This is a genomic window from Pseudoxanthomonas sp. (assembly GCF_027498035.1).
In the GTDB taxonomy this organism is placed as follows: domain Bacteria; phylum Pseudomonadota; class Gammaproteobacteria; order Xanthomonadales; family Xanthomonadaceae; genus Pseudoxanthomonas_A.
This window is the reverse complement of record NZ_CP114978.1, coordinates 2,761,412-2,788,364: the sequence shown is the minus strand read 5'-3', so window position 1 is coordinate 2,788,364 and position 26,953 is coordinate 2,761,412. Positions and strand designations below refer to the sequence as shown.

Below are 26,953 nucleotides of genomic sequence, written 5' to 3'. Positions count from 1 at the left end.
ATGGCATGTAGCTCTGAGGCAACTTGGGGTTATATGGTCAAGCGAATAAGCGCACACGGTGGATGCCTAGGCGATCAGAGGCGATGAAGGACGTGGCAGCCTGCGAAAAGTACGGGGGAGCTGGCAACAAGCATTGAGCCCGTAATGTCCGAATGGGGAAACCCACCGCTTCGGCGGTATCCTGCAGTGAATACATAGCTGCTGGAGGCGAACCCGGGGAACTGAAATATCTAAGTACCCGGAGGAAAAGAAATCAACCGAGATTCCCTGAGTAGTGACGAGCGAACGGGGAACAGCCCTTAAGCTGATATGGCTTTAGAAGAATAGTCTGGAAAGACTAGCCATAGAAGGTGACAGCCCTGTATTTAAAAGGGCCATATCAGTGAAATCGAGTAGGGCGGGGCACGAGAAACCCTGTCTGAACATGGGGGGACCATCCTCCAAGGCTAAATACTCCTGATCGACCGATAGTGAACCAGTACCGTGAGGGAAAGGCGAAAAGAACCCCGGAGAGGGGAGTGAAATAGATCCTGAAACCGTGTGCGTACAAGCAGTAGGAGCTCCGCAAGGAGTGACTGCGTACCTTTTGTATAATGGGTCAGCGACTTACTGTTCGTGGCAAGCTTAACCGTATAGGGGAGGCGAAGGGAAACCGAGTCTGATAAGGGCGCATAGTCGCGGGCAGTAGACCCGAAACCGGGTGATCTAGTCATGGCCAGGGTGAAGGTGCCGTAACAGGTACTGGAGGCCCGAACCCACGTCTGTTGCAAAAGACGGGGATGAGCTGTGATTAGGAGTGAAAAGCTAATCGAACCCGGAGATAGCTGGTTCTCCTCGAAAGCTATTTAGGTAGCGCCTCATATGTATCCTCTTGGGGGTAGAGCACTGTTATGGCTAGCGGTCCATCGCGGATTAGCAAACCATTGCAAACTCCGAATACCAAGACGGACTGTATGGGAGACACACGGCGGGTGCTAACGTCCGTCGTGAAAAGGGAAACAACCCAGACCCACAGCTAAGGTCCCAAATTCACTGCTAAGTGGAAAACGATGTGGAAAGGCATAGACAGCCAGGAGGTTGGCTTAGAAGCAGCCACCCTTTAAAGAAAGCGTAATAGCTCACTGGTCGAGTCGGTCTGCGCGGAAGATTTAACGGGGCTAAGCAGTGAACCGAAGCTTGGGGTGCATCACTTTGTGATGCGCGGTAGAGGAGCGTTCCGTAAGCCGTTGAAGGTGACTTGAGAAGGTTGCTGGAGGTATCGGAAGTGCGAATGCTGACATGAGTAACGATAATGGGGGTGAAAAGCCCCCACGCCGAAAGCCCAAGGTTTCCTTGCGCAACGTTAATCGACGCAGGGTTAGTCGGTCCCTAAGGCGAGGGCGAAAGCCGTAGTCGATGGGAAGCAGGTTAATATTCCTGCACCTCGCGTAAGTGCGATGGAGGGACGGAGAAGGTTAGGCAGGCCAGGCGTTGGTAGTCCTGGTGAGAGAGTTGAGGCGGTTCCCTTTGGCAAATCCGGGGGAGCAACGTTGAGACTAAGGACGAGCCCTTTAGGGCGAAGCTGCTGATATCACGCTTCCAGGAAAAGCTCCTAAGCTTCAGCTTACGCAGACCGTACCGTAAACCGACACAGGTGGGTAGGATGAGAATTCTCAGGCGCTTGAGAGAACTCGGGTGAAGGAACTAGGCAAAATAGCACCGTAACTTCGGGAGAAGGTGCGCCTCTTCTGGTGAATAGCTGGGGGAGGCCGAAGTGACCAGGCCGCTGCGACTGTTTATCAAAAACACAGCACTCTGCAAACACGAAAGTGGACGTATAGGGTGTGACGCCTGCCCGGTGCTGGAAGGTTAATTGATGGGGTCAGCCGCAAGGCGAAGCTCTTGATCGAAGCCCCAGTAAACGGCGGCCGTAACTATAACGGTCCTAAGGTAGCGAAATTCCTTGTCGGGTAAGTTCCGACCTGCACGAATGGCGTAACGACAGCGGCGCTGTCTCCACCCGAGACTCAGTGAAATTGAAATCGCTGTGAAGATGCAGCGTTCCCGTGGCAAGACGGAAAGACCCCGTGAACCTTTACTATAGCTTTACATTGAACGTTGAGTTCGTCTGTGTAGGATAGGTGGGAGGCTATGAAACTGTGGCGCTAGCTGCAGTGGAGCCATCCTTGAAATACCACCCTGATGTGCTTGACGTTCTAACCTAGGTCCGTTATCCGGATCGGGGACCATGTATGGTGGGTAGTTTGACTGGGGCGGTCTCCTCCCAAAGAGTAACGGAGGAGCACGAAGGTACGCTCAGCGCGGTCGGACATCGCGCACTGTGTGCAAAGGCATAAGCGTGCTTGACTGCAAGATCGACGGATCAAGCAGGTACGAAAGTAGGTCTTAGTGATCCGGTGGTTCTGTATGGAAGGGCCATCGCTCAACGGATAAAAGGTACTCCGGGGATAACAGGCTGATACCGCCCAAGAGTTCATATCGACGGCGGTGTTTGGCACCTCGATGTCGGCTCATCACATCCTGGGGCTGTAGTCGGTCCCAAGGGTATGGCTGTTCGCCATTTAAAGTGGTACGCGAGCTGGGTTCAGAACGTCGTGAGACAGTTCGGTCCCTATCTGCCATGGGCGTTGGAGATTTGAGAGGGGCTGCTCCTAGTACGAGAGGACCGGAGTGGACGAACCTCTGGTGTTCCGGTTGTCACGCCAGTGGCACTGCCGGGTAGCTATGTTCGGAAGCGATAACCGCTGAAAGCATCTAAGCGGGAAGCGCGCCTCAAGATGAGATCTCCCGGGACACAAGTCCCCTAAAGGAACCATCAAGACTAGGTGGTTGATAGGTCAGGTGTGTAAGTGCAGTAATGCATTGAGCTAACTGATACTAATGATCCGTGTGGCTTGACCATATAACCTCAAGTGGCTTCGGGCTTAACCCGATGACCAACTTAACCTCGACAACACGTGTCGATGGCATCAAAACGAACTCACTACGTCACAAGTAAATACGCGAGTCAGGCGCTCAATCCAGCTTCAACGGATAGCGACGCTCCAACTGTCTCCCTGGTGAAATTAGCGCTGTGGTCCCACCCGTTCCCATCCCGAACACGGAAGTGAAACGCAGCTGCGCCGATGGTAGTGTGGCTTAAGCCATGCAAGAGTAGGTCATCGCCAGGGCCTTACCCCAGAACCCCGTAGATCGAAAGATCTGCGGGGTTCTTCTTTGCCCGAAGCAAAAGGGCGCCCAGGACTCGGCACTGGCAAAAGCTGGCGCGAGTTAATACGGAGACGCTGGCATTAATGCGCGGCTCGGGCGCTACAACCTGCCACGGACTACGGGGCAGGGGATGAAGATCTCAGCCGCGGCATCGAGCTCGCGCTGCACGCGCGGGCTGTGGAAGCATTCGAAGTCGTCGAAGGCATCGCTCCTGGCACTGCCCAGCGCCAGGTAATGTGGCCGATGGACGCGCTAACGTTTGAGCCGTCCGGCGCTACTCAGGCTCCTTGTAGCCCGATCCGCTGGGGCAGCAGCAGTGCTGGCGGTGCTTTGATCCATACGCTCGCCATCCAAAGCCCAGCGTTCCGGCTTCCAAACATGTATTGCCCAAAGCCTCCACAGATCGAAGTTACTGCGCGGACGGAAGCGTGAGTGCCCGTTTGTCAGGAGATGGATCTGTCTCAGTTTCCGGTTTGACCGGCGCTTGGTTGCGGCCGAGCAGGTTGTACCAGTGATAGCGCGCGATACCGAGCCACTCGATCGTGGCCAGGTCGCTGATCAGCAGGTTGTAGCTGTTGGGGAACCAGGACGGAAACGGTGCGGTGTAGTCGCTGCGCGCGGGGGCCGGATGCAGTCCGAAGTGTGCGAAGTACAGCAGGCTTCGACGCATGTGCAGTCCGGAAGTCACGAGGACCAGCGGGCCGTGATGGGTCGCTGCCAGCAGTCGGGCGGTGTACCTGGCGTTCTCCCAGGTGTTCCGCGAAGCGTTCTCCTTGATCACCGCCTCGGCCGGGACGCCGGCTTCTTCCAGCAGCGAGGCGTACAACTCGGCCTCCGTCTTACCCAGGCCGGCCGGATCCCCACCTGAGACCAGAACGCTGCAGCCATCCGTGGCCCGGGCGCAACGGTCGTAGAGCTGCACCGCACGCAGGATGCGGCTATAGGCCAAGGATTGTGGCTCGACGTCGCCTTCGTGGGGCAGCTTCTGCATGCCCATGCCGAGCAGCACGATGACCGAATCCGGCTGCCAGGCGATGCTGCGCGCGGTCTGCCCCCGCTGGGTGAAATCGACGATCCAGCCCGTCAGCACGCCGTTGCCGAGCAGCCAGAACGCGGTCAACCCGGACAGGCCCACGATACGCGCCGGCCACGGGCTGCGAAGACGTGACAACAGCAGGACGACCACGACACCAAGTGCAAGCAACAGCAGGGACATCGCGTGCGTCCGAAGAGAAGGAGACGCGCATGGTTGCAGATCGGTGCGACCGTCTTCCATGTCATGCGTGCAAGAAGCGATGACCGGGAGAAGCGGCCTCGCAGCGGCGGAGATCCCGGCCGCGCTTCGAGGCAAACATGGAAGGCCAACCTCGGCGCTGCTTGACCCACGAACGGCGCCTGCGTATCGTGCGCGGGTCGTGGTTTCATCGCTTCATCCCAATGAAGCGATGGATTAAACGGGAATCCGGTGACGTTCGCCCAGGCCCAGCCTGTTCGCACCATTCCGGAGCTGCCCCGCAGCGGTTATTGGAAACGACCTTCGCCATCTGCACTGGCTTCGCCCACACGGCGCGGCTGGGAAGCGGCGGACAGTAGGCGACGCGCCCCACGCGTCCTGTCCATGAGCCCGAAGACCGGCCACGACCGGCAGGCCTTTCATGCCTGTCCGTTTCGACCTGGTGCTTCTCGCGGGAGAAGCGAGGGCGCATGACTCCGCGGTCCGCGTGGAGCCATCTGCTTGTGCCTGTCCCGCTGGAAGACCGGTTCGCCCGCGGGGGCGAAGGTCGCTGGCGTGGCAGTCGTACGGGCAACCGGGCGCCTGGCGCGCGGTTCCTTCGTTCCTCAATGCCCAACGCAATGAGGAAACAACATGACACGAGTGACCAACCTGGGCTTCCCGCGCATTGGCGCGCGGCGTGAGCTCAAACACGCCCTGGAAAGCCACTGGCGTGGCGAATCCAGCGCCGACCAGTTGCAACAGACCGCCCGCGAACTCCGCGAACGCCACTGGAAGCGGCAACGCGCCGCCGGCGTCGACCTACCGCCGAGCAACGACTTCAGCCTGTACGACCAGGTCCTGGATACCGCGCTGTTGTTCGATGCGGTGCCGGCGCGTTACCGCCCGGTGTTCGAAGCCGACCCACTCGCCGGCCAGTTCGCGATGGCGCGCGGCTACCAGCGCGACGGACTGGACCTGCATGCGCTGGAAATGACCAAGTGGTTCGACACCAACTATCACTACCTGGTGCCGGAGCTGCAGGCCGGGCAGGTGTTCACGCTGCGCGGCGACAAGCCGGTAGCCGAATATCTGGAAGCCAAGGCGCTGGGCATCCAGACGCGTCCAGTGCTGATCGGGCCGGTGACCTTCCTGCACCTGGCCAAGACCACCGATGGCAGTGATCGCTTCGCACTGCTCGACCAGCTGTTGCCGGCCTACGCCGCGCTGCTGTCGCGCCTGCATGCGGCGGGCGCGGAATGGGTACAGATCGACGAACCCATCCTGTCGCTGGACCTCACCCCGCAGGTGCAGGACGCGCTGCGCCACGCCTACGCACTGCTGTCGCACGCGACCCGGCCCAAGCTGCTGCTGGCCAGCTATTTCGGCCCGCTGGGCGAAAACCTGCCGCTGGCCACCGCACTGCCGGTCGATGGCCTGCACCTGGATCTGGTCCGTGCGCCGGAGCAGCTCGACGACGTGTTGAAAGCTCTACCCGAGGACCGCGTGCTGTCGATTGGTGTGGTCGACGGCCGCAACGTCTGGCGCGCGAACCTGGACAACGCATTGCTGCTCGCGCGCTACGCCGCGGGCCACGTGGGCGGCGACCGCCTGTGGCTGGCGCCGTCGTGCTCGCTGCTGCATGTGCCGGTGGACCTGGCCCAGGAAAAGCAGCTGGATGCCGAACTGCGCAGCTGGCTTGCGTTCGGCGTGCAGAAACTGGAAGAGCTGCGCACGCTGGCCGATGCACTTGATGGCAGCATTGATGCCGAGCCGCGTCTGCAGCAGGCGCGCGATGCGCTGGAAGCACGCCGTCGTTCGCCGCGCGTCCACAATCCGCAGGTCGCCGCGCAGCTGGCGGCATTGCCAGGCGATGCCGCCAGCCGCCGCTCGCCGTATCCGGTGCGGGCGCAGGTGCAGGCCGCACGCTTGAAGCTGCCGCGCTGGCCGACGACGACCATCGGCTCATTCCCACAGACGCATGAGGTTCGCCATGCGCGTGCCCAGCATAAGAGCGGCAAGCTGTCCGATGCCGACTACGAGTTCTTCCTGGCGGCCGAGACGCAGCGCTGCGTGCGCGAGCAGGAAGCGCTCGGCCTGGACGTGCTGGTGCATGGCGAGTTCGAACGCAACGACATGGTCGAATACTTCGGCGAGCAGCTCGAAGGCTTCGCGTTCACCAAGTTGGGTTGGGTGCAGAGCTATGGCTCGCGTTGCGTGAAGCCGCCGATCATCTTCGGTGACGTGAGCCGCCCGGCACCGATGACGGTGTACTGGTCGCGCTATGCGCAGTCGCTGACGCAGCGGCCGATGAAGGGCATGCTGACCGGACCGGTGACGGTGCTGCAGTGGTCGTTCGTGCGCGATGACCAGGCGCGGTCGCAGACCTGCCGGCAGATCGCGCTCGCGCTGCGTCACGAAGTGCTGGACCTGGAAGCGGCCGGCATCGGCGTGATCCAGATCGACGAGCCCGCGCTGCGCGAAGGCCTGCCGCTACGACGTTCCGACTGGGCCGCGTATCTGGCCTGGGCGGTGGAAGCGTTCGGCCTGAGCGCCGGTGGCGTGGCCGATACCACGCAGATCCACACCCACATGTGCTACGCCGAGTTCAACGACATCATCGATGCGGTGGCGGCGATGGATGCCGACGTGATCTCGATCGAGACCTCGCGTTCGCGCATGGAACTGCTGGATGCATTCGTCCAGTTCCGTTACCCCAACGCGATCGGACCGGGCGTGTATGACATCCATTCGCCGCGCGTGCCGGACACGACCGAGATGGTGGCGTTGCTGGAGAAGGCGCGCGGAGTGATTCCGGCCGAGCAGCTGTGGGTCAACCCGGATTGCGGGCTGAAAACCCGGGGCTGGCCGGAGACCAAGGCGGCGCTGGCCGCCCTGGTGCAGGCGGCGCGGCAGTTGCGCGCCGAGTGCGCGCAGGCCGCCTGAGCCAACGCGACGGGTCCGGCCGCTGCGCCGGGCCCGTCGATGCAACGGAGTCCACCATGGAACACACGACAAACCCCCGCCAGCGCCTGGTCCTGCCACAGGGAGACCGGCTGCTGCTGCATTCCTGCTGCGCGCCCTGTTCGGGCGAGGTCATGGAAGCCTTCCTGGCTTCGGGGATCGACTACACGATCTACTTCTACAACCCCAACATCCATCCGCAGAAGGAATACCTGCTGCGCAAGGAAGAAAACATCCGCTTCGCCGACGCGCACGGAGTGCCGTTCGTCGATGGCGACTACGACACCGACAATTGGTTCGCCCGGGCCAAGGGCATGGAGAACGAACCCGAGCGCGGCATCCGCTGCACCATGTGTTTCGACATGCGCTTCGAGCGCACCGCGCTGTATGCGCATGAACATGGCTTCCCGGTGATGACCAGTTCACTGGGCATCTCGCGCTGGAAGAACATGCAGCAGATCAACGATTGCGGCCAACGGGCCGTGGCGCCCTACCAGGGCCTGCTGTACTGGGACTACAACTGGCGCAAGGGCGGCGGCAGCCAGCGCATGATCCAGATCAGCAAGCGCGAGCAGTTCTACCAGCAGGAATATTGCGGCTGCGTGTACTCGCTGCGCGACACCAACCGCCACCGCCGCGCGCAGGGCCGCGATCGGATCCAGCTGGGCGTGCTGTATTACGGAAGCGACACGCCGGAAGAATGAAGCGTGCCTTCAGCGCGGGACTGGCCCCAGCAGGCTGACCGAGATGACACCGTCGGTATCGCCCAGCGCATCGGCGACTTCAAGCAGACGCGCGCGCTCGATGCCGGGCGGGCAGCGCACGTCCACCTGGTCCTCGCAGTCGTCATGCCGCTTGAGCACCATGCGCCGCACGGGGAGCTGCAGGTCGGACAATGCCGTTTCCAGCTTCGCCAGTGCCGAGCCGCGCGACAGCGTGATCCGCAGGCCAGTGGCCGGCGCGCTGCGCTTCTGCAGATAGCGACGCTCGATGGGCTTGAGCAGTGCCAGGATGCTCCACAGCAATACGGTGGCCATGATCGCGGCGGCATACAACCCACTGCCCGCCGCCAGGCCAATCGATGCCACTGCCCACAGCCCGGCCGCGGTAGTCAGGCCGCGGATGACCTGTTCGCGTTGCAGGAACAGGATGGTGCCCGCACCTAGGAAACCCACGCCACTGATCACCTGCGCGGCGATGCGCGATGGGTCCAGCACCACATGTGGGCTGGTCAGTACGTCGCTGAAGCCGTATTCGGACACGATGATCGCAAGCGACGCGCCGACGCAGACCAGCATGTGCGTGCGCAGGCCGGCGGTCCATTCCAGGCGACCACGGTTGGCGCCGATGATGCCGCCCAGGGCCGCGGCCAGCAGCAGCCGCAGCGCGATGTCCCAGGTCGTGACCATGCGATTTCCTCCAGCGGCGCCCGCGGCGATGCGGCATGCAGGTGCGAGCAAGGCGACAGAGTCTAGGCCTGCCTTGGTCAAGGCGGTTTCAAGATGGGCACGCATGCTTGGATGCGATGCGGCGACTTGAGGCCTGATCGGGCAGTCGATAGGCTCGCGGCTCGTTTGAAGAGAGATCCACATGACTGCTTTTTCCGCCGACACGGCGCTGATCGTCATCGACCTGCAGCCGGACTTCATGCCCGGTGGCGCGCTGGCCTGTTTCGAAGGCGATGCGATCGTGCCCGGCATCGCGCAGCTGCTGGCATCGCGTCGCTACGGCACCGTGGTGGCCACGCAGGACTGGCATCCGGCGGCACACGCGTCGTTCGCCGCGCAACATGCCGGCCATGCACCGTTCGAGGTGATCGACCTGCATGGCCAGCCGCAGATGCTGTGGCCGGCGCATTGCGTGCAGGGCACGCCGGGCGCGGCGCTCGATCCGCGCGTGGACTGGACGCCGGCCGACCTGATCCTGCGCAAGGGCACCCATCCGCAGGTCGATTCCTACAGCGCCTTCCGCGAGAACCACGGGCCCGATGGCGCACGGCCCAGCACCGGCCTGGCCGGCTGGCTGCGCGGGCGTGGCATTTCCGAAGTCCATGTCTGCGGCCTGGCGCGCGATGTGTGCGTGCTGTGGACCGCGCAGGACGCGCGCGCCGAGGGCTTCCGGGTGTCGTTCCTGTGGGAACTCACCCGTCCGGTGACGCCGGATGGCGACGCGCCCACGCATGCAGCGCTGCAGGACGCCGGGATCGCCATCGTCTGACGTTCCGGTCCACCGTTGTCAGGTCCTTGGCGTCCCTTGCCATGGACGAGCGGCATTGACAATGCCCCGGGGTGTGTGTGTATTTTGCGTTAAATGTGTTGCACGGCAGCACGTATCCCGCAAGTTCCCAGCCACCCGTGGAGTCCCCATGTCCGCCACTACCCTGTTGCGTGCCAGCACGCTTGCCGTTGCCATCAATGCCGCGTTCGTCGCCGGCGCATTTGCCCAGCAGGCAGGAAGCACGGGCTCGGTCGCCCAACTGGACTCGGTCCAGGTCACTGCAGACCGCAAGGCTGAGGACGCGAAGAACGTCCCGGTCTCGGCCACCGTCCTGCGTCCGGAGTTCCTGGATGCCATTTCGACCAGCGCGTCCGACGTGCGCGTCCTGGCCGGCAAGACCCCCAGCCTGAATGTTGAGTCGTCCAACGGCCGCGTGTTTCCGCGTTTCTACATCCGCGGCTATGGCAACACCGACTTCACCACCTATGCCTCGCAGCCGGTGTCGTTGGTGTACGACGACATCGTCTACGAGAACGCCTTCCTGAAAGGCTTCCCGATGTTCGACCTGAAGAGCGTGGAAGTGCTGCGCGGCCCGCAAGGCACCCAGTTCGGCCGCAACACCCCGGCCGGCGTGGTCAAGTTCAACTCCGCCAAACCGGTGCTGGGCTCGACCGAAGGCTATGCCAGCGTCTCTTACGGCACCCATGCCACCAGCTCGGTGGAAGGCGCGCTCAACCTGCCGCTGGGCACCGACTGGGCCGCGCGCATCTCGCTGCTGCAGCAGCACCGCGACGACTGGGTGACCAGCCAGGTCACCGGCCAGAAGCTGGAAGGCTACGACGACGCGGCCCTGCGCCTGCAGCTGCTGTTCCAGCCCGGCGATGATTTCAGCGCGTTGTTCAACGCCCACGCCCGCAAGCTCAACGGCACTGCGCGCCTGTTCCGCGCCAACATCTTCAGCGCTGGCAGCAACCAGCTGGCCGATGGCTTCGACGAGAACAAGGCCTACATCGATGGCCACAACGCCCAGGAGCTGTCCACCTACGGCGGCAGCGCCAACCTGACCTTCACCTCTGGCGACGTCAGCTTCCACTCGATCACCGGCTACGAAGGCATTTCCAAGTACTACAGCCGTGGTGACATCGATGGTGGTTACGGCGCCGGCGCGTTTGTCGACCCGTCGCAGCCCTATGGCCCGGGGTTCATCCCGTTCTCGGTGGAAACCGCCGGTGGCATCAAGAGCCTGGACCAGTTCACCCAGGAGTTCCGCGCCCAGTCCAACTATGCCGGTCCGTTGAACTGGCAGGGCGGCCTGTATTACTTCTACGACAACGTGCAGGGTGAGGCGTACGACTACGACACCATCGGTGGCGGCGCGCTGACCGGCTACGACCTGACCCGGCAGAAGACCTCGTCGTGGGCGGCCTTCGCCTCGCTCAACTACCAGGCCACCGATGCGCTGAACCTGCGCGGCGGCATCCGCTACACCCACGATCACAAGACCTTCGACATCCTGCAATGGGACCGCGACAGCGCGCCGCCGATCGGCGGTGACACCAGCGGTTCCAAGGTCACCGGCGATGTCAGCGCGACCTATGCGCTGAGCGAGGCGGTCAACCTGTATGCGCGCGCGGCCCGCGGCTACCGCGGTGCGAGCTTCGGCCCGCCCTCGACTGGCGTACCGGTGACCGTGGCCCGTCCGGAAGTCGTGGATTCCTACGAGCTGGGCGTCAAGGCCGACCTGTGGGATCGCCGCGGCCGCCTGGCCTTCGACGTCTACAGCATGGATATCAAGGACCAGCAGCTGACCGCCGTGGGCGGCACCTCCAACGCCGTGCAGCTGATGAACGCCAAGAAGAGCGAGGCCTACGGCGCCGAGCTGGACTTCGACCTGCTGCTGACCGAGAACCTGCGCTTCGGCTTCAACGGCAGCTACAACCACACCGAGATCAAGGATCCGGGCCTGGCGACCTCGACCTGCTCGGCCTGGGTGTGCACCGTGACCGATCCGGTCAACGCCGCCGGCCAGGCCTACATCGACGGCAATCCGCTGCCGCAGGCCGCCAAGTGGATCGGCAACGTCAACCTGCGTTACGGCGTGCCGATGGGCGATTCCAGTGAGCTGTTCTTCTACACCGACTGGTCATATCGCAGCGAAGTGAACTTCTTCCTGTACCAGTCCAAGGAGTTCGTCGGCCAGCCGCTGTTCGAAGGCGGCCTGAAGATCGGTTACAGCTGGAATGCGGGCCAGTACGAAGCCTCAGTGTTCTGCCGCAACTGCACCAACCAGATCCGCGCTACCGGCGGCATCGACTTCGACAACCTGACCGGCTTCATCAACGACCCGCGCATCATCGGCGCCTCGTTCCGCGCCAACTTCTGATGGCGTGGCCGCGGCGCGCAGGACGTGCGTCGCGGTAGATCGATTCGGGAAAAACAAACGCCGCGTGGAGCCTGGCTCCACGCGGCGTTTTTCATGGGCGCTGTTTTGCCGGAGCGCGCCTAGAAGCGCGCGCTGAACGCGAGGCCATAGGTGCGTGGCTCGTTGATGAAGCCGGTCAGGTTGTTGAAATCGATCGCGCCGACGATGCGGGTCTGGTCGGTGATGTTGCGGCCGAACAGGGCCACTTCGTAGTCGCCGTAGTCCCACGCATACCCGATGCGCAGGCCGCCTTCCAGCGTGGACTTGCCGCGGAATTCGGTGGATTGGTACAGGAAGAAGTTCACTTCGCTGCGGTAGGCCCAGTCGGTGTAGACGTAGAACTCGCTGCCATCGCCCAGCGGGAGCCCCCAACGCGCAGTCAGGTTGTGGATCCAGCGCGGTGCCTGCGGCAGCGGATTGCCGTCGATCAGCGCACGTCCGCTGGCATCCAGTGGATCGGTCACGGTGCAGGCGACGCACACGGCCACGGCCAGGTTGGGGTCGTCGATCCGGGTGTCGTTGAAGCTGCTGCCCAGTGTCACCAGCAGGTTGTCGGCGACATAGGCTTCAAGGTCCAGCTCGGCGCCCTGGCCGATGGTCTTGTCGGCGTTGAGCAGGATGGCCGTGTTGGCCGCGCCGCCCACGGCGACCAGCTGCTGGCCGTCCACGTCGTAGCGGAACACGTCGAAACCCAGGCGCGCGCGCTTGTCCCACAGGTCGGCCTTGATGCCGATTTCGTAGGAGATCACTTTCTCCGAATCGGCCGTGGACACGCCGCCGTTCGGTGCGCTCGGGTCGGCGAACAGCAGCCGGCCCTGGATGGATGGCGCGCGGAAGCCCTTGGCCACGCGGGCGTACAGGTTCACGTCGGGATTGAGCGTATAGACGCCGGACAGATCCCAGCTGACGTCGTCCACGTCGGTATGGACCGGGTAAGGACCGCCGACCGGCGCGCCGAACGGGGCCGATTCCAGCACGCTGGCGGTGAAGTCCTTTTTGTCCTGTGTATAGCGCACGCCGCCGCGCAGCTTGAACGCGTCGGTCACCTCAGCGTTGGCCGACGCGAACGCCGCCCAGGTCTTGTTGCGTTGTGCCTGCACCGCATGGCCGGCCTGCGGGTTGCCGGGGCTGAGCGAGTCGTAGTTGAAGCTGTCGATGCGCACGTCTTCATCGAAGTAGAACAGCCCGGCCTGCCAGTCGAAGGCGCCCCAGTCGTTGGATTCGACGCGGAATTCCTGGCTCCACTGGCGGTGGTGCGGCAGGCCGTCGGCCGATTCGGAGGCGAACGGAATCACGCCCGGGCCGGAGTCGGGCAGGAATGACGCGCCGTAGCCGCCGTCGATGTCGCCGTGGTTGATCGAGTCGGCGGTCTCGTAGCCGGTGATCGAATACAGGTTGACCGAATCCAGCCTCCAGCTCAGCCGGGCGCTGCCGCCCCAGGTGTCGAGCCTGGAGAAGTTCAGGCCGTCCTGGGACACCTTGTCCTTGTCGAAGCCCGGGACGAAATCGTTGGTGCCCGGCGTGATGATGTTGGCGCGGAACACCCGCGCACTGCCGTTCAAGTGGCGCTTGTGCAGGTTGAACAGGCCTTCGAACGCATCGCCTTCGTACAGCAACTGCACGCGACCGGCGGACTCGTCGTAGCCCTCCAGGTGCCGGGTCGGGCCGGCGGCATCGGTGTTGTCGACCCAGTCGTCCTTGTGCTGGTACAGGCCGGACACGCGCGCCGACCAGCGCTGCGTCAGTGGTCCGCCGTAGGCACCTTCAACGTTGAACAGGCCGCTGTTGCCGAGCGAGGCCTGCAGGTAACCGCTGGGGTCCTGCGAGGGGCGGACCGAATCGAACTTGACCACGCCGGCCGGCGTGTTGCGGCCGAACAGCGTGCCCTGCGGGCCGCGCAGCACCTCCACGCTCTGCAGGTCGAATACCGGGAAGCCCTTCAGCAGCGGGCTTTCCTGGACCACGTCGTCATACACCAGCGATACCGGCTGGGAAGCGTTGAGGTCGAAGTCGGTGTTGCCCAGCCCGCGGATGTAGAAGCGCGGGAAGGCGCGGCCGAACGAGGATTCGATGTTCAGGCTGGGCACGCGTGCAGACAGGAAGCGGATGTCGCCGCCACCGGAGCCCAGCACGCCGAGCTTTTCCGCGTTCAATGCGGTGATCGACACCGGCACGTCGTGGATGTTTTCCACCCGGCGCTGGGCGGTGACCTTGACCGTGTCCAGGATCGCCGCCGTCAGGGCGTGATCTTCGGCGGTTGGTTCGGCCTGTTGGGCCAGGGCGGCCGGCAGCGGCAATGCCAGGGCCAGCGACAGGGCAAGGCGGTGCGGACGCACGCGCAGGCGAGGCGATCGAGGCATGGCGAGAGCTCTTGGGCGGACGGGCGGCGGCACGACACCGAGGATGCGGACCATGTTGCAGAACTGTGGCGCCGTCAGCAACCGGCGCCACAATGACCTTGAGCACGGGCGCAACGGTCAGGGGTGCGGGCTAGACTCGGCGCACTTCTTCAACAGGTGATGCGGCCATGAGCCAGTGGTACTTCCTCACCGGTGCCGAGCAGACCCGCTCGGGCCCGTTCGACACGACCGCCGCGCAGGATTTCGCGCGCCGCAACCCGGGCGCGCTGGCCTGGCGCGAAGGCCAGGCCGGCTGGCAGCCCGCCGCGTCGCTGGCCGAGCTGGGCGGCAGCGCGCCGTCACACATGCCGCCCCCGCCGAGCGCGGGCATGCGCGCGGACGACATCGATTTCCGCATCGTCGGCCATGACATGCAGTTCGTCGAAGTGGAGCTGGACCCGGGCGAAAGCGCGGTGGCCGAAGCCGGCGCGCTGATGTTTAAGGATTCCTCCGTGCAGATGGACACGGTGTTCGGCGATGGCCGCAGCAGCGGCGCCGGTGGCGGTTTCATGGACAAGCTGCTCTCGGCCGGCAAGCGCGTGGTCACCGGGGAGAGCCTGTTCACCACCGTCTACACGCACACCGGCAGCGGCAAGGCCAAGGTCGCCTTCGCCGCGCCGTTCCCGGGCACGGTGATCGCGCTGAAGCTGTCCGAACATGGTGGCCGGTTGATCTGCCAGAAGGACAGCTTCCTGGCTGGCGCGCGCGGGGTGTCGCTGGGAATCGCCTTCCAGCGCAAGATCCTCACCGGCCTGTTCGGCGGCGAGGGCTTCATCATGCAGAAGCTCGAAGGCGATGGCTGGGTGTTCGTGCATGCCGGCGGCACCGTGGTCGAACGCGAGCTGGCCGCCGGCGAGCGCATCGACGTCGATACCGGCTGCGTGGTGGCCTATCACGGCGGCGTGGACATGGACATCCGCCGCGTGGCCGGCATCAAGAGCATGTTCTTCGGTGGCGAAGGCGTGTTCCTGGCCACCCTGACCGGGCCGGGCAAGGTCTGGCTGCAGTCGCTGCCGTTCTCGCGCCTGGCCGGGCGCATGCTGCAGGCCGCGCCGCAGAACGGCGGCTCGCGCGGCGAAGGTTCGGTGCTGGGTGGGCTGGGGCGGATCCTGGACGGCGACAACAACTTCTAAAGCGTCATCGCCCTGGCCACCCGCGACAAAGCCGCAGTAATGCGGCTTTGTCGTTTGCGCTTGCTTCAACGCATCGGTAGCGCCGTGCCGTGCACGGCAGCGCCGCCACGCTAGGCGCGGGCGATCAGGTGATCGAGGCTGGCGCGGCCTGGCCCGGCGATCAGCAGCCAGACGAACAGCGTCACGTACAGCACTTCGTCCAGCTCGACCAATTCGTCCAGCGTCGAGATGCCCGGCAGCACCACCACGACCAGCGCGACCAGCATGTTGATGAGCATCGGGATCATGGTCAGGCGCGTGGCCAGGCCGAGCAGGATCAGCACGCCGCCAACGAACTCGGTGCCGGCGCACAGCGCGGCGCTGAACGCGGGGAAGGGAATGCCCCATTCGACGAAGCGCGCGCTGAAGAAGTCCAGGTTGTGCAGCTTGGCCCAGCCGGTCTCGGCCCAGAAGTAGCCGAAGACCAGCCGCACCAGCAGCGGGCCGAGCCAGTCGATGCGGCGGAAGAAAGACAGCGCGGAGGCGTGCAGGCGCACGGAGGTCGGTTGCATGGGAGGTCTCCTGTCGGGTGCAGCGTCAGTGTTCGAAGTGGACCTGCGGTGCGGCCTGCAACGCCGTCACCAGGCCGTCGTGGATCCAGCGTTTGAGCAGGCCGACCGCGCGCAGCGGTGCTTCGGTACCGTGTTCGGCTTCCAGCTGCGCGCAAAGGTCGCCGAAAGTACCGCCATCGGCCATGTGCCGCAGCGCGCTGGCTTCGTCCGCGGGCAGACGGCGCCAATGCACGTCGAAGTCCTGCCGCCACAGCAGCCAGTCGGCAGGATCTGCGTCGGGGCTTTCGGGCAAGGGGTGTTCGGCCGCATGTGCGATCACCAGTGCCGGCACGCACGTTTGCAGAGGCAGGCAGCGCAGTGCGGGCTGGAATGACAGTTGCAGCGTCGGCCAGGCTTCGACTGGCAGCACCGCGACCTCCGCCAACGTGGCAGCGCGTGCATCGGGCGCATCGAAGACTTCGCCCTGCGTCCATTCGAACTGCGCCAGTTCCACGGCGCCTGTATCGACATCGCATTGCGTAGCGAGCCAGTCGGCGAACGCGTGACCCAGATGCCGCACGGACGGGCGCGTGGAGGGATGGTCCCGCAGGTAATCGCCTGCCAGCGCAGTGAAATGTTCGGTGCCGAGCCACTGCGCCAGCACGGGGAAATCCTGGGACAACACGGCGATCAAGCGCAATCGGTAGCCATCGGCATAGATGCGCAGACGTGTGGCGGCATCGGCGGGCACCTGCGGTGGCGTGGCCACGTGCATGCGAATCGCCGCATCGCCACCGCGCAGCCAGTCGTGCAGCGCGGCCTGGCGGCGGGCCAGCACGGCGCTCATGCGGCCTGCTCCAGCCGCGACGGCGCGGGCAATGTCGAGTTCGTCCAGTAAATCCCGCAGCGGCGGGATGTGGTCGTCGCGTTCGATCATGGTCGGCACGTCGCCGAAGCGGCGCACGGCATGGGCGTACAGCGACCACACGCCATCGCAGACCGGCGCGTCGTGGGTATCGATCAACAGACCGCTGCCGAGCGCATCGGGCGCATGCCCGGCCAGGTGGATCTGGCGCACTGCGTGAACCGGCAATGCATCGAGGAACGCGCGCGCGTCGAAGCCGTGGTTGTGGGCGTTGACGTAGACGTTGTTGACGTCCAGCAGCAGGCCGCAGCCGGAGGCGTCGACGATCGCGGAAAGGAAGTGCGCCTCGTCCAGCGTGTCGCCTGAAAACTGCAGATAGCTGGAGACGTTCTCCAGCACCAGCTGGGTGTTCAAGGTGTCCTGCACCTGGCGCACGCGCGCGGCGACGTGGCGCACCACCGCGTCATCCTGCGGCAGCGGCAACAGGTCATGCAGCTGGATGCCGTCGTGGCGCGTCCAGCACAGGTGATCGGAAATCAGGTGCGGGCGCACGCGGCGTGCCAGCTGGCCCAGTTGCGCCAGATAGTCGCGGTCCAGCGGATCGCTGCCACCGATGTTCATCGACACGCCGTGCATGGCCAGCGGCCAGCGCTCGGCGATGCGGTCGAGCATGTGCAACGGGCGGCCGCCATCGACCAGGTAGTTCTCGCTGAGGATCTCCAGCCAGTCGACGTTCGGCGTGCCGTTCAACAGCGCGTCGTAGTGCTGCGGGCGCAAGCCCAGTCCGAATCCCTGCAAGGCGGTCATGGCGATGTCCTGCTTCGAAAGGAAGAAGGCCCCACCGCCCATGCGGGCGGCGTGGCCGGCGTGGATCAGCTGTTGGACTTCTCGGCCTTCTTGGCCGGGGCCGGCATCTCGAACTTGCCGCCGACGGTCTTGCAGGCGCTGGCGGTGGCTTCGGTGAAGCCCTGGCCCTTGCAGGCGTTTTGCCCTTTACAGGCGTTGGCTGCGCTCTTGCAGGCGCCCTGGCCCTTGCAGGCATTGGCGCCGACGCAGTGGCCCATTTCGGTCTTGCCCTGGTCGGCGGCCTGGGCCATGGGCGCGCCCATGAACAGGGCAGCAGCGGCGATGGCCATCGACAGGCCGGAAGCAGTGACGGACTTGCTGTTCATGTGGTGGATCCTTGTGGTTTGAGGAACATCGGACACGGGACCGGCGCGGTGTTGGCCGGTGCAGGCATTGGGCTCCCGGCGCAGGGCGCGGACCATCCCCGTGCGTTCCATGGATATGCCCAGGCGTCCGGAAATCGTGAATCGTTCAGCCTGGCCGGACGATCGGGCATAGCGGGCCGGGCTGGCGGTCATGTTCGCGTCGCTATGGGGCGCCGTACGATGCGTGACATGGACTTTGCCCAGACCACTGGACTCGACGACGCCCGCGATGCCGTGTTGGAGACGGTGCTGGGCGCGTATCGCATGCGCGTGGAAATCACCGCCGACGTGCGCTATTGCGGGACCTGGTTCGATCGCGAGCCGGCCACGCACTTCGGCCAGTTCCACCTGATGACCGATGGCGAATGCTGGGTCAGCGGCGAGGCGCTGGAATGCGCGTTGCACCTGCGCCGCGGTGACCTGATTGTGTTTCCCGGCGGCGTGCGCCACCTGCTCTCATCCTCGCCCGATCCGCACCAGCCGCCGGAGGAAGAACCCGGCGACACCACGATGCTGTGCGGCGAGCTGGAGTTCGTCTCGGGCAACAACAACCCGATCTTCAACGCGCTGCCGACCTGCTTCGTGGTGCGCTCGGAACAGAGCAGCGAGGCCTTCCGCCAGCTGGCGCAGATGCTCACCGCTACCAGCCGCGACCGTCGCTGGGGCCGGCAGATGGTGCAGAACAAGCTGGCCGATTCGCTGTTCACCATGGCCGTGTGCGAGTACGTGCGTAGTGCAGAGCGTCCGCGTGGGCTGCTGGCGGCGATGACCGACGCGCGCTTGTCGCTGGCGCTTTCGGCCATGCATTCACAGCCTGGCGAAGACTGGACTATCCAGTCGCTGGCGCAGGTGGCGGGCATGTCGCGCACCGCGTTCGCCGAGCTGTTCACCGCCACCGTCGGTGCCCCGCCGATGCAGTACATGTCGCAGTGGCGGGCGACCGAAGCACGGCGCCTGCTGGGTAACCGGCGCCTGTCGGTGGCAGCGGTGGCCGAGATGCTGGGCTATCGCAGCGAAGCGGCGTTCCGCCGGTTCTTCAAGCGACTCGAAGGCATCGGCCCGGGCAAGGCGCGCAGCCGCAACGCCGACGAGTAAGGCATTCCATCACCGGGTTGCCCACCGTTTGGCATTTGCTGGCTAAGCTGCGCACTTTCCACACATCGCGCCATCCCATGCCTGCCCCTCGCCTGACCTGTTTGCTGCTGACCGCCTGCGTGACCCTGCTCTCGGCCTGTGGCGGCGAGGCGGTGAAGACCACACCGCCGGCGACGACCATCGTGCCGCCGCCGGTGCCGACGGCCAACACCAAGCCGGTGGTGATCGGCATCGCGCTGGGCGGCGGTGCGGCCAAGGGGTTTGCGCATATCGGCGTGATCAAGATGCTGGAAGCCAACGGGATCAAGCCCGATGTGGTCGCCGGCACCAGCGCCGGCAGCGTGGTTGGCGCGCTCTATGCCAGCGGCATGGATGTGTTCCAGATGCAGCAGAAGGCGGTGGCGCTGGATGAGTCGTCCATCCGCGACGTGCGCCTGTTCTCCGGTGGGCTGGTGCAGGGCCGCGCGCTGCAGGATTACGTGGAATGGCCAGGTCGGCAACACCCCGATCCAGCGCCTCAAGAAGCCTTTCGTTGCGGTGGCCACGCGCCTGGAAGACGGCGAGCGCACGATGTTCAACCTCGGCGACACCGGCCAGGCGGTGCGTGCTTCGTCCAGCGTGCCGGGCGTGTTCGAGCCGGTGAGCATCGGCAAATACCACTACGTGGATGGTGGCGTGGTCAGTCCGGTGCCGGTGGATGCGGCCAAGCAGCTCGGCGCGGACTTCGTCATCGCCGTGGATATCTCCAACAAGGCCAACGGCACCACGCCGAGCGGCATGCTGGGCATCGTCAACCAGTCCATCGCCATCATGGGCCAGCGCGCCGGCCAGCAGGAGCTGGCGCGTGCCGACGTGGTGATCCGGCCCAAGGTCAACGATATCGGCGCGGCCGATTTCACCCAGCGCGGCGCCGCGATCCTGGAAGGCGAAAAGGCCACCCTGGCGGTGATGCCGCAGATCAAGGCGCGCCTGGCCCAGCTGCAGCACGAACGCGCTGCAGCTGCGGCGGCGGCCGCAAAACCCAAGGCGCCGCCGTGCGTGGAACCGACACGGCTGCAGCGTCTGACCTTCCGCGGCGAGCCGTGTCCGGTGACGCCTGCTAAATAGAACGACGCGCCGCCGCCGCATCCCTGCGGCTGGCGACGCGTCGCAGACGCGTGACTCAGAACCGCCAGCGCACGCTGGCCGAGACGAAGCGCGGCTCGCCGTAGTTCTGGTAGTCCAGGTTGGCCCAGTACGTCTTGTCCAGCGCGTTGCGCACTGACAGCGTCGCGGTCCACTGGTCGTTGATGCGGTAGTTGGCGTTGAAGTGCACCAGCGCGTACGACGGTTGGGTGACCGTGACCGGCGTGGTGGTGCCATCGCCATTGGGCCGCAGGATGTTGAAGCCCTGCACCTTGTTCTGCCAGCTGACGCCGCCGCCCAGGCTCAGGCGGTCCCAGCTGCCCGGCAGGCGCACCTGCGTGGACAGCTGCAGGTAGTCCTCCGGCAGGTTGGCGTAGATCGCATCGGTTGGTGCGCGTGTCACCTTGACGTGGGTGTAGCCGGCGTTGAGCGTCCAGCCCGGCAGCAGCTCGCCGTTGAAATCCACTTCCCAACCACGGCTCTTGGTGCCGTTGACGCCGACGTAGGCGCTGCTGCCATCGGGCAGCGAGCCTTCGGGCTGGCTGGTGTCGCGCATCGCGTAGTTGTCCTGCTTGGCCTCGAACACCGCCGCGGTGGCCAGCGCCTTGCCGCCGAACAGCTGCGCCTTGATGCCGGTTTCCAGGTTGGAGCCTTCCACCGGCGCCAGCAGGTTGTTGTCCTTGTCCTTGTAGTTCTGCGGATTGAAGATTTCCGTATAGCTGGCGTAGACCGATACGTCCGGGACGAGGTCGTAGACGATGCCCACGTACGGAGTCACCTCGTCGCTGACCTTGTAGCGGCCGCTGGTGCCGGTATAGGTGCCGGCGGTGTCATACGCGCGGGTGCGGGTTTCCCACGAACTCAGGCGCGCGCCGGCGATCAGCGACAGCGGTTCGGCCAGGTGCAGGCGAGTGGAGGCGTACACACCGCGCTGGCTGGTGCGGGCCTGGCGCCATGCGCCGGTGTGGGTGTAGCTGACCGCGCCGGCATCGCCGTCCCAGTCGTACAGGTTGGGCACGTAATAGGCGCGTGCGTTGCCCAGTGCGACCCAGTCACCGGGGTACACCAGCGCCGTGCCCGGCGTGGTCGATTGCAGGTCCTGCCAGCTGCCGCCGACCACCACGTCGTGGGTCTGGCCGAACAGCGAGAACTTGCCCGACAGGTACACATCGACCGCATCGCGGCTGTCGTTGGTCTCGCCCGCGCTGGCCTGGATGTAGGTGCCCGTGCCGGTGACCGGATCGGGATAGCCGCTGCCGTACGCGCGCAGGCTTTGCACGTCGCCGGTCGTGTGCGCGAGGTTGACCTTCAGCAGCCAGTCCTCGCCGAAGCGCTGTTCCAGGTTGGCGAAGGCGGTGCTGGTCTTGCGCTGCCAGCGCGTCCAGCGCGGGGCGAAATTGGTCGAACGCGACAGGTTGGCCTTCGAGCCATCGGCGGCGAAGAACGGCACCGTGCCCCAGGTCGAACCGACCGGGTTGTTGTCCTGGATCTGGTAGCCAGCCGTGACCGTGGTGCTGTCGGTCAGGTCACCTTCCAGCACGGCCATGCCGGCTTTTTTGTTCTCGCTGTAGCGGTCGTAGTAATAGTCGCGGTCGGTCCAGGCGCCGACCCAGCGGCTGCGGAAACGGCCATCCCTGGTCAGCGGCACGCTCACGTCGGCCTGCACGCGCTTGAAATCCCAGCTGCCGGCGCTGGCGGTGACCGACGCATCGAACTCGCGGCCCGGGCGCTTGCGCAGCAGGTTGACCGTGGCCGAGGGAATTCCGGCGCCGCTGAGCAGGCCGTTGGCGCCACGGATCACTTCGATGCGGTCATAGAAGGCGGTGTCGTATTCCTGGTTGGTCGAGCCGCTGTAGGTCGGCAGGCTGTCCACCTGGAAGTCGGTGATCTGGAAGCCGCGCGCGTAGTACAGCGGGCGCTGGGTGTCGTAGAAGGACACGTTGACGCCGGTGACGTTGCGCATCACGTCGTTGATGCTGAACATCGACTCGTCTTCCAGACGCTGCAGGCCGATCACGCTGACCGACTGCGGCGTGTCCTGGATGCTGATCGGCAGGCGCGTGGTGGTGGACGGCTCGACCCGATTGCCGGTGACCTGCACGTTGCCCAGGGTCTTGGGCGCATGGCGTTTTGTTTCGGTGTCGCTGTCTTCATCGGCAGCCAGCGCGGGCAGGGCCAGCACGCCCAGCGCGAGCAGCAGTGCCGTGGCCAGCGGTGAGCGGAACAGCGCGGCAGGCGCGCGCGGGAGAGCGGAGGCGGTCATGGGGATCTCGATGCGCAGGCAGCAGGGGGCCATGACCGACGCAAGGCGCGGCGGACGGTCACGATGAGCAGAGGGAGGGCTGGCCCAGGCTGGGCTGGCACCGGTCTGGACGACCGGGTGCGAGGCGTCATGCAGACGCTCGCGGCGCGCAAATGTAAATGACTCTCAAATGACGCGCAAGACACAGACTGCGATGCGGCGTCATCGATTCCCGCAGGAATCCCGCAGGCAGACGTCGCTGGTGACCTGCCTTCAGCCCAGGCCGGTATCCATCACCATCATCAGGCAGAAGCCCAGGGTCAGGCCGATGGTGGCTGAGGTCTCGTGGCCGTTGCGGTGCGATTCGGGAATGACCTCGTGGCTGACCGCGAACAGCATCGCCCCGGCCGCGAACGCCAGGCCCCACGGCAACAGGGTGGAGAACGCGCCGACCGCCAGCGCCGCGACCAGCGCGCCGACCGGCTCCACCAGTCCCGACAGCACGCCAATCAACACCGCGCGGCTGCGGCGCACGCCGGCGGTGGCCAGCGACAGTGCGATCACCAGGCCTTCGGGGATGTCCTGCAAGGCAATGGCCATGCTGAAGGGTTCGGCATTGGCCATGCCCGAACCCGACGCCACGCCCACCGCCATGCCCTCGGGAATGTTGTGCAGGGTGATGGCCAGCACGAACAGCATCACCCGCGGCGGCAGCCACTCGGCCAGCTGTCCGGCGACGCTGCGGGTGGTGTGGCCCTCCTGGTCCAGGTGTGCATGCGGCACCGCCCGGTCCATCAGCAACATCATCGCCACGCCCAGGCAGATGCCCACGCTGATCACCAGGCCGGCGCCGACGCCATCGAAATGTTGCTCCCTGGCAGCCTGCAGCCCCGGCACGATCAGCGAAAACGCGGTCGCCGCCAACATCACCCCGGCGCCGAAGCCCATCAGGCAATCGGCCAGGCGTTGCGGAATGCGGCCGATGGCCAGCACCGGCAGCGCGCCCAGCGCCGTGGCGCCGGCACAGATCAGGCCATCACGCATGGCCTGGCGCAGGCCGGGCTGCACGTCCCAGTGCGCCACCACCGCCTGCACCAGCCAGGCGCCGAGCAGGGCGGCCAACGCCAGCAGCAGGAATGGCGCGGCGCGGCGCAGGGTGGAGTGACCGGGGGAAAAAGCGTTGTCGTGCATGGCGGACTCTTCGTGGACGGGACGCGGAAGGGGTGCCGTCACCGCCGGTCGGCGGAAGGTGCCTGCGCAAGATCGGACACCGGCAGGCAAGGGCGCGTCAACTCCCCGGCAACCCGCAGCCATGGTCACGGGGTGCGGGTGATGCTCCACGGCGAAAACCCGTGGAACGCCCATGGCATCTGGACATGTCGAAAACTCACTACATTTAGCGTTGACGACCGGGAATGACCCCACTATCTTGGGGCCGTCGGTTCCGCGGGCGTGCTTGCCCACGGATGAAAAGGGAAGTCGGTGCGGCCTGTAGGGCCTAGGCCGACACTGCCCCGCAGCGGTAATTGGGAACGACTTCGTCATAAAAGCACTGGGGCCTGCATGGCCCGGGAAGCGGCGGAGGAGGAGAAGGCCTGGCCTTCATGCCCATGAGTCCGAAGACCTGCCGACAGCCGCGCGCAAGCACAACGCGCGGTGCCGGCCGAGGAGTCTCCGAGGGGAGATGGCTGGCGAAGCAGGCACCGTCGCCGGTACACCCGTGCGTCGCGGCGCTTGCGACGCCGCCTTCCCACACTCGAACACCAACGCCGTTCCACGCCTGCTTAGGGACAGGCGCGGGGTGTGCACCACGCATGGAGAACCAACTCGTGACCCAGACCGATACCGCCGCGGCTGCGCGCCCGGCCGATGCAGAATTCCTGCTGACCTCGCCGCCGACCGCGACCGCGATGCGCGTGAAGAAGCGCAACGGCGGCGACGAGGCCGTGGACCTGAACAAGATCGTGCGCGCCATCCAGCGCTGCGCCGAAGGCCTGCATGCGGTCGATCCGATGCGCGTGGCCACCCGCACCATCTCCGGCCTGTACGACGGCGCCACCACCCAGGAACTGGACGAACTGTCCATCCGTACCGCCGCGCTGCTGATCGGCGAAGAGCCCGAATACGGCCGCCTGGCCGCGCGCCTGCTGGCCAACTTCATCGCCAAGGAAGTCTCTGGCCAGGAGATCCATGCCTTCTCGCAGTCGATCAGCCGCGGCCACGAAGTGGGCCTGATCAACGACCGCCTGCTGAACTTCGCGCAGACCAACGCGCGCAAGCTCAACGATGCGATCGACATCAACCTGGACAAGGAGTTCGAATACTTCGGCCTGCGCACGCTGTACGACCGCTACCTGCTGCGCCACCCGCACACCCGCAAGGTGATCGAGACCCCGCAGCAGTTCTTCCTGCGTATCGCCAGCGCGCTGAGCGAAGACGTGCCCGAAGCCCTGGCGCTGTACCAGCGCATGGGCAACCTGGACTACCTGCCGTCCTCGCCGACGCTGTTCAACTCCGGCACCACCCACGAGCAGCTGTCCTCGTGCTTCCTGCTGGACTCGCCGCAGGATTCGCTGGAGTCGATCTATTCCAAGTACGGCGACATCGCCCAGCTGTCCAAGTTCTCCGGCGGCATCGGCGTCAGCTACACCCGCGTGCGTGCGCGCGGCTCGCTGATCAAGTCGACCAACGGCCATTCCAACGGCATCGTGCCGTGGCTGAAGACGCTGGATTCGTCGGTCGCGGCTGTGAACCAGGGCGGCAAGCGCAAGGGCGCGGCCTGCGTGTACCTGGAAACCTGGCACGCCGACCTGGAAGACTTCCTGGAGCTGCGTGACAACGCCGGTGACGACGCCCGCCGCACCCACAACCTCAACCTGGCCAACTGGGTGCCGGACCTGTTCATGCAGCGCGTGGAAGCCGATGCGCAGTGGTCCATGTTCGATCCCAAGACCACCCCGGAACTGACCGACCTGTACGGCGAAGCCTTCGAGCGCGCCTACCTGCAGGCCGAAGCCCAGGGCAAGGCCTCCAAGACCATCTCCGCGCGCAAGCTCTACGCCCGGATGATGCGCACCCTGGCCGAGACCGGCAACGGCTGGATGACGTTCAAGGACAAGTGCAACAAGGCGTCCAACCAGACCTTGCGCGCCGGCAACGTGATCCACCTGTCCAACCTGTGCACCGAAATCCTGGAGGTCACTTCCAACGACGAGACCGCGGTGTGCAACCTGGGCTCGATCAACCTGGGTCGCCATTTCGACGCCCACGGTGACTTCGATTTCGAGAAGCTGGCCGAGACCGTGCGCTTGGCCGTGCGCCAGCTGGACCGCGTGATCGACCTGAACTTCTATCCGATCGAAACCGCGCGTCGCGGCAACCTGCGCTGGCGTCCGGTCGGCCTGGGCTGCATGGGCCTGCAGGACGTGTTCTTCAAGAAGCGCCTGGCCTTCGACAGCGCCGAGGCGCGCGCGATCTCCAACAAGATCGCCGAGACCATCTACTTCCACGCGCTGGAAACCTCGTGCGAACTGGCCCAGGAACGCGGCAAGCATCCGTCCTTCGCCGACACCCGCGCGGCCAACGGCGAGCTGCAGTTCGACGCCTGGAACGTGGTGCCCGACGACGCCGCGCGCTGGGATGCCCTGCGCGAGCGCATCAAGACCCACGGCCTGCGCAACTCGCTGCTGATCGCCATCGCCCCGACCGCCACCATCGCCTCCATCGCCGGCTGCTACGAGTGCGTGGAGCCGCAGGTGTCCAACCTGTTCAAGCGCGAGACGCTGTCCGGCGACTTCCTGCAGGTCAACCGCTACCTGGTGGGCGAGCTGAAGAAGCTCGGCCAGTGGACCCCGGAAATCCGCGACGCCATCAAGCTGGCCGAAGGCTCGATCCAGGGCATCGCCGAGATCCCGGAAACGCTGCGCCACATCTACCGCACCACCTGGGAAATCCCGATGCGCTCGCTGATCGACATGGCCGCCGGCCGTGGCGCCTTCATCGACCAGTCCGCCTCGCTCAACCTGTTCATGGAAAGCCCGAACATCGGCGCGCTGTCCTCCATGTACATGTACGCGTGGAAGCAGGGCATCAAGACCACCTACTACCTGCGTTCGCGTCCGGCCACCCGCATCGCCAAGGCCACCATCAGCCACGGCGCCAGCGAAGCCCCCAAGCCGGTGTTCACCCCGGACGAAGCGGTCAGCTGCTCGCTGGAAAACCCGGAAGCCTGCGAGGCCTGCCAGTAAGACCCATCACGCCGCTTTCTTTTTGGAAAGCGGCGCGGTCGGCGCGCGATGCGCGCTGATCCTGATGTTCATCCGGCGCG

General features: G+C 65.1%; 15 protein-coding genes, 2 rRNA genes, 1 pseudogene and 2 riboswitches. Of the genes and pseudogenes, 10 read left to right on the top strand and 8 right to left on the bottom strand.

Going from position 1 to position 26,953, the window contains the following annotated elements; all coding sequences use genetic code 11:
* Window positions 1-35 precede the first annotated feature (35 nt).
* Window positions 36-2,902 (top strand): 23S ribosomal RNA (locus tag O8I58_RS12065).
* A 153-nt stretch (window positions 2,903-3,055) separates the two neighbouring features.
* Window positions 3,056-3,170, top strand: a 5S ribosomal RNA gene (gene rrf, locus O8I58_RS12060).
* A 449-nt stretch (window positions 3,171-3,619) separates the two neighbouring features.
* On the opposite strand, the gene O8I58_RS12055 is transcribed toward rrf, so the two are convergent.
* The gene (locus O8I58_RS12055; RefSeq protein ID WP_298316244.1) at window positions 3,620-4,426 is read right to left on the bottom strand and encodes a YdcF family protein; all 807 of its coding nucleotides are present in this window, start codon (window positions 4,424-4,426) and stop codon (window positions 3,620-3,622) included.
* Between the two features lie 183 nt (window positions 4,427-4,609).
* Window positions 4,610-4,865, top strand: a riboswitch (cobalamin riboswitch).
* A 212-nt stretch (window positions 4,866-5,077) separates the two neighbouring features.
* On the opposite strand from O8I58_RS12055, the gene metE reads away from it, so the two are divergent.
* Both metE and O8I58_RS12045 read left to right on the top strand, forming a co-directional pair.
* Window positions 5,078-7,369 (top strand): 5-methyltetrahydropteroyltriglutamate--homocysteine S-methyltransferase, encoded by a 2,292-nt coding sequence (metE, locus tag O8I58_RS12050; RefSeq protein WP_298316241.1) that lies wholly within the window; start codon window positions 5,078-5,080, stop codon window positions 7,367-7,369.
* 56 nt (window positions 7,370-7,425) lie between these two features.
* Window positions 7,426-8,091, top strand: coding sequence for an epoxyqueuosine reductase QueH (locus tag O8I58_RS12045; RefSeq protein ID WP_298316239.1), 666 nt, complete (start codon window positions 7,426-7,428; stop codon window positions 8,089-8,091).
* A gap of 9 nt (window positions 8,092-8,100) precedes the next feature.
* Here O8I58_RS12045 and O8I58_RS12040 read toward each other — a convergent pair whose 3' ends face one another.
* Window positions 8,101-8,796 carry an MgtC/SapB family protein gene (locus O8I58_RS12040; protein ID WP_298316237.1) on the bottom strand — a complete coding sequence of 232 codons (696 nt, stop codon included), beginning with the start codon at window positions 8,794-8,796 and terminating at the stop codon, window positions 8,101-8,103.
* Window positions 8,797-8,977: 181 nt separating this feature from the next.
* Between O8I58_RS12040 and O8I58_RS12035 the strand changes: the two genes are divergently transcribed.
* Together O8I58_RS12035 and O8I58_RS12030 are read left to right on the top strand one after the other, a co-directional pair.
* On the top strand, window positions 8,978-9,604 hold the full coding sequence (locus O8I58_RS12035) for a nicotinamidase (RefSeq protein ID WP_298316235.1): 627 nt from the start codon (window positions 8,978-8,980) through the stop codon (window positions 9,602-9,604).
* A 148-nt stretch (window positions 9,605-9,752) separates the two neighbouring features.
* A complete protein-coding gene (locus O8I58_RS12030; RefSeq protein ID WP_298316233.1) occupies window positions 9,753-11,987 on the top strand; it encodes a TonB-dependent receptor in 2,235 nt (744 codons plus the stop codon).
* A gap of 119 nt (window positions 11,988-12,106) precedes the next feature.
* Here O8I58_RS12030 and O8I58_RS12025 read toward each other — a convergent pair whose 3' ends face one another.
* Window positions 12,107-14,386 carry a TonB-dependent receptor gene (locus tag O8I58_RS12025; protein ID WP_298316231.1) on the bottom strand — a complete coding sequence of 760 codons (2,280 nt, stop codon included), beginning with the start codon at window positions 14,384-14,386 and terminating at the stop codon, window positions 12,107-12,109.
* Window positions 14,387-14,553: 167 nt separating this feature from the next.
* Here O8I58_RS12025 and O8I58_RS12020 point away from each other — a divergent pair, with 167 nt between their 5' ends.
* Complete coding sequence (locus tag O8I58_RS12020; protein ID WP_298316228.1) at window positions 14,554-15,558, top strand: TIGR00266 family protein; 1,005 nt, start codon at window positions 14,554-14,556, stop codon at window positions 15,556-15,558.
* 110 nt (window positions 15,559-15,668) lie between these two features.
* Here the strand turns inward: O8I58_RS12020 and O8I58_RS12015 are convergent, their stop codons facing one another.
* From O8I58_RS12015 to O8I58_RS12005, 3 genes are all read right to left on the bottom strand, one after another.
* The gene (locus O8I58_RS12015) at window positions 15,669-16,109 is read right to left on the bottom strand and encodes a DoxX family protein (RefSeq protein ID WP_298316225.1); all 441 of its coding nucleotides are present in this window, start codon (window positions 16,107-16,109) and stop codon (window positions 15,669-15,671) included.
* 25 nt (window positions 16,110-16,134) lie between these two features.
* Window positions 16,135-17,760 carry an MNIO family bufferin maturase gene (locus tag O8I58_RS12010; RefSeq protein ID WP_298316222.1) on the bottom strand — a complete coding sequence of 542 codons (1,626 nt, stop codon included), beginning with the start codon at window positions 17,758-17,760 and terminating at the stop codon, window positions 16,135-16,137.
* Window positions 17,761-17,825: 65 nt separating this feature from the next.
* On the bottom strand, window positions 17,826-18,125 hold the full coding sequence (locus O8I58_RS12005; RefSeq protein WP_298316219.1) for a BufA2 family periplasmic bufferin-type metallophore: 300 nt from the start codon (window positions 18,123-18,125) through the stop codon (window positions 17,826-17,828).
* Between the two features lie 228 nt (window positions 18,126-18,353).
* Between O8I58_RS12005 and O8I58_RS12000 the strand changes: the two genes are divergently transcribed.
* Together O8I58_RS12000 and O8I58_RS11995 are read left to right on the top strand one after the other, a co-directional pair.
* Window positions 18,354-19,259 (top strand): AraC family transcriptional regulator, encoded by a 906-nt coding sequence (locus O8I58_RS12000; protein WP_298316217.1) that lies wholly within the window; start codon window positions 18,354-18,356, stop codon window positions 19,257-19,259.
* Window positions 19,260-19,336: 77 nt separating this feature from the next.
* Window positions 19,337-20,366, top strand: a pseudogene (locus tag O8I58_RS11995) (patatin-like phospholipase family protein).
* Window positions 20,367-20,421: 55 nt separating this feature from the next.
* On the opposite strand, the gene O8I58_RS11990 reads toward O8I58_RS11995, so the two are convergent.
* The gene (locus O8I58_RS11990; protein ID WP_298316214.1) at window positions 20,422-22,647 is read right to left on the bottom strand and encodes a TonB-dependent siderophore receptor; all 2,226 of its coding nucleotides are present in this window, start codon (window positions 22,645-22,647) and stop codon (window positions 20,422-20,424) included.
* 252 nt (window positions 22,648-22,899) lie between these two features.
* Window positions 22,900-23,817, bottom strand: coding sequence for a ZIP family metal transporter (locus tag O8I58_RS11985; protein WP_298316212.1), 918 nt, complete (start codon window positions 23,815-23,817; stop codon window positions 22,900-22,902).
* A 231-nt stretch (window positions 23,818-24,048) separates the two neighbouring features.
* Window positions 24,049-24,273, top strand: a riboswitch (cobalamin riboswitch).
* A 167-nt stretch (window positions 24,274-24,440) separates the two neighbouring features.
* Here O8I58_RS11985 and O8I58_RS11980 point away from each other — a divergent pair.
* The gene (locus O8I58_RS11980) at window positions 24,441-26,873 is read left to right on the top strand and encodes a ribonucleoside-diphosphate reductase subunit alpha (protein ID WP_298316209.1); all 2,433 of its coding nucleotides are present in this window, start codon (window positions 24,441-24,443) and stop codon (window positions 26,871-26,873) included.
* Window positions 26,874-26,953: the final 80 nt, after the last annotated feature.

What these genes read in the sequence shown, in the direction of transcription:
- O8I58_RS11980 (WP_298316209.1), top strand. Translation starts at nt 24,441, where the DNA reads ATGGAGAACCAACTCGTGACCCAGACCGATACCGCCGCGGCTGCGCGC.
- O8I58_RS12025 (WP_298316231.1), bottom strand. Translation starts at nt 14,386, where the DNA reads ATGCCTCGATCGCCTCGCCTGCGCGTGCGTCCGCACCGCCTTGCCCTG.
- O8I58_RS12005 (WP_298316219.1), bottom strand. Translation starts at nt 18,125, where the DNA reads ATGAACAGCAAGTCCGTCACTGCTTCCGGCCTGTCGATGGCCATCGCC.
- O8I58_RS12020 (WP_298316228.1), top strand. Translation starts at nt 14,554, where the DNA reads ATGAGCCAGTGGTACTTCCTCACCGGTGCCGAGCAGACCCGCTCGGGC.
- O8I58_RS12010 (WP_298316222.1), bottom strand. Translation starts at nt 17,760, where the DNA reads ATGACCGCCTTGCAGGGATTCGGACTGGGCTTGCGCCCGCAGCACTAC.
- O8I58_RS11985 (WP_298316212.1), bottom strand. Translation starts at nt 23,817, where the DNA reads ATGCACGACAACGCTTTTTCCCCCGGTCACTCCACCCTGCGCCGCGCC.
- metE (WP_298316241.1), top strand. Translation starts at nt 5,078, where the DNA reads ATGACACGAGTGACCAACCTGGGCTTCCCGCGCATTGGCGCGCGGCGT.
- O8I58_RS11990 (WP_298316214.1), bottom strand. Translation starts at nt 22,647, where the DNA reads ATGACCGCCTCCGCTCTCCCGCGCGCGCCTGCCGCGCTGTTCCGCTCA.
- O8I58_RS12030 (WP_298316233.1), top strand. Translation starts at nt 9,753, where the DNA reads ATGTCCGCCACTACCCTGTTGCGTGCCAGCACGCTTGCCGTTGCCATC.
- O8I58_RS12055 (WP_298316244.1), bottom strand. Translation starts at nt 4,426, where the DNA reads ATGTCCCTGCTGTTGCTTGCACTTGGTGTCGTGGTCGTCCTGCTGTTG.
- O8I58_RS12015 (WP_298316225.1), bottom strand. Translation starts at nt 16,109, where the DNA reads ATGCAACCGACCTCCGTGCGCCTGCACGCCTCCGCGCTGTCTTTCTTC.
- O8I58_RS12000 (WP_298316217.1), top strand. Translation starts at nt 18,354, where the DNA reads ATGGACTTTGCCCAGACCACTGGACTCGACGACGCCCGCGATGCCGTG.
- O8I58_RS12040 (WP_298316237.1), bottom strand. Translation starts at nt 8,796, where the DNA reads ATGGTCACGACCTGGGACATCGCGCTGCGGCTGCTGCTGGCCGCGGCC.
- O8I58_RS12035 (WP_298316235.1), top strand. Translation starts at nt 8,978, where the DNA reads ATGACTGCTTTTTCCGCCGACACGGCGCTGATCGTCATCGACCTGCAG.
- O8I58_RS12045 (WP_298316239.1), top strand. Translation starts at nt 7,426, where the DNA reads ATGGAACACACGACAAACCCCCGCCAGCGCCTGGTCCTGCCACAGGGA.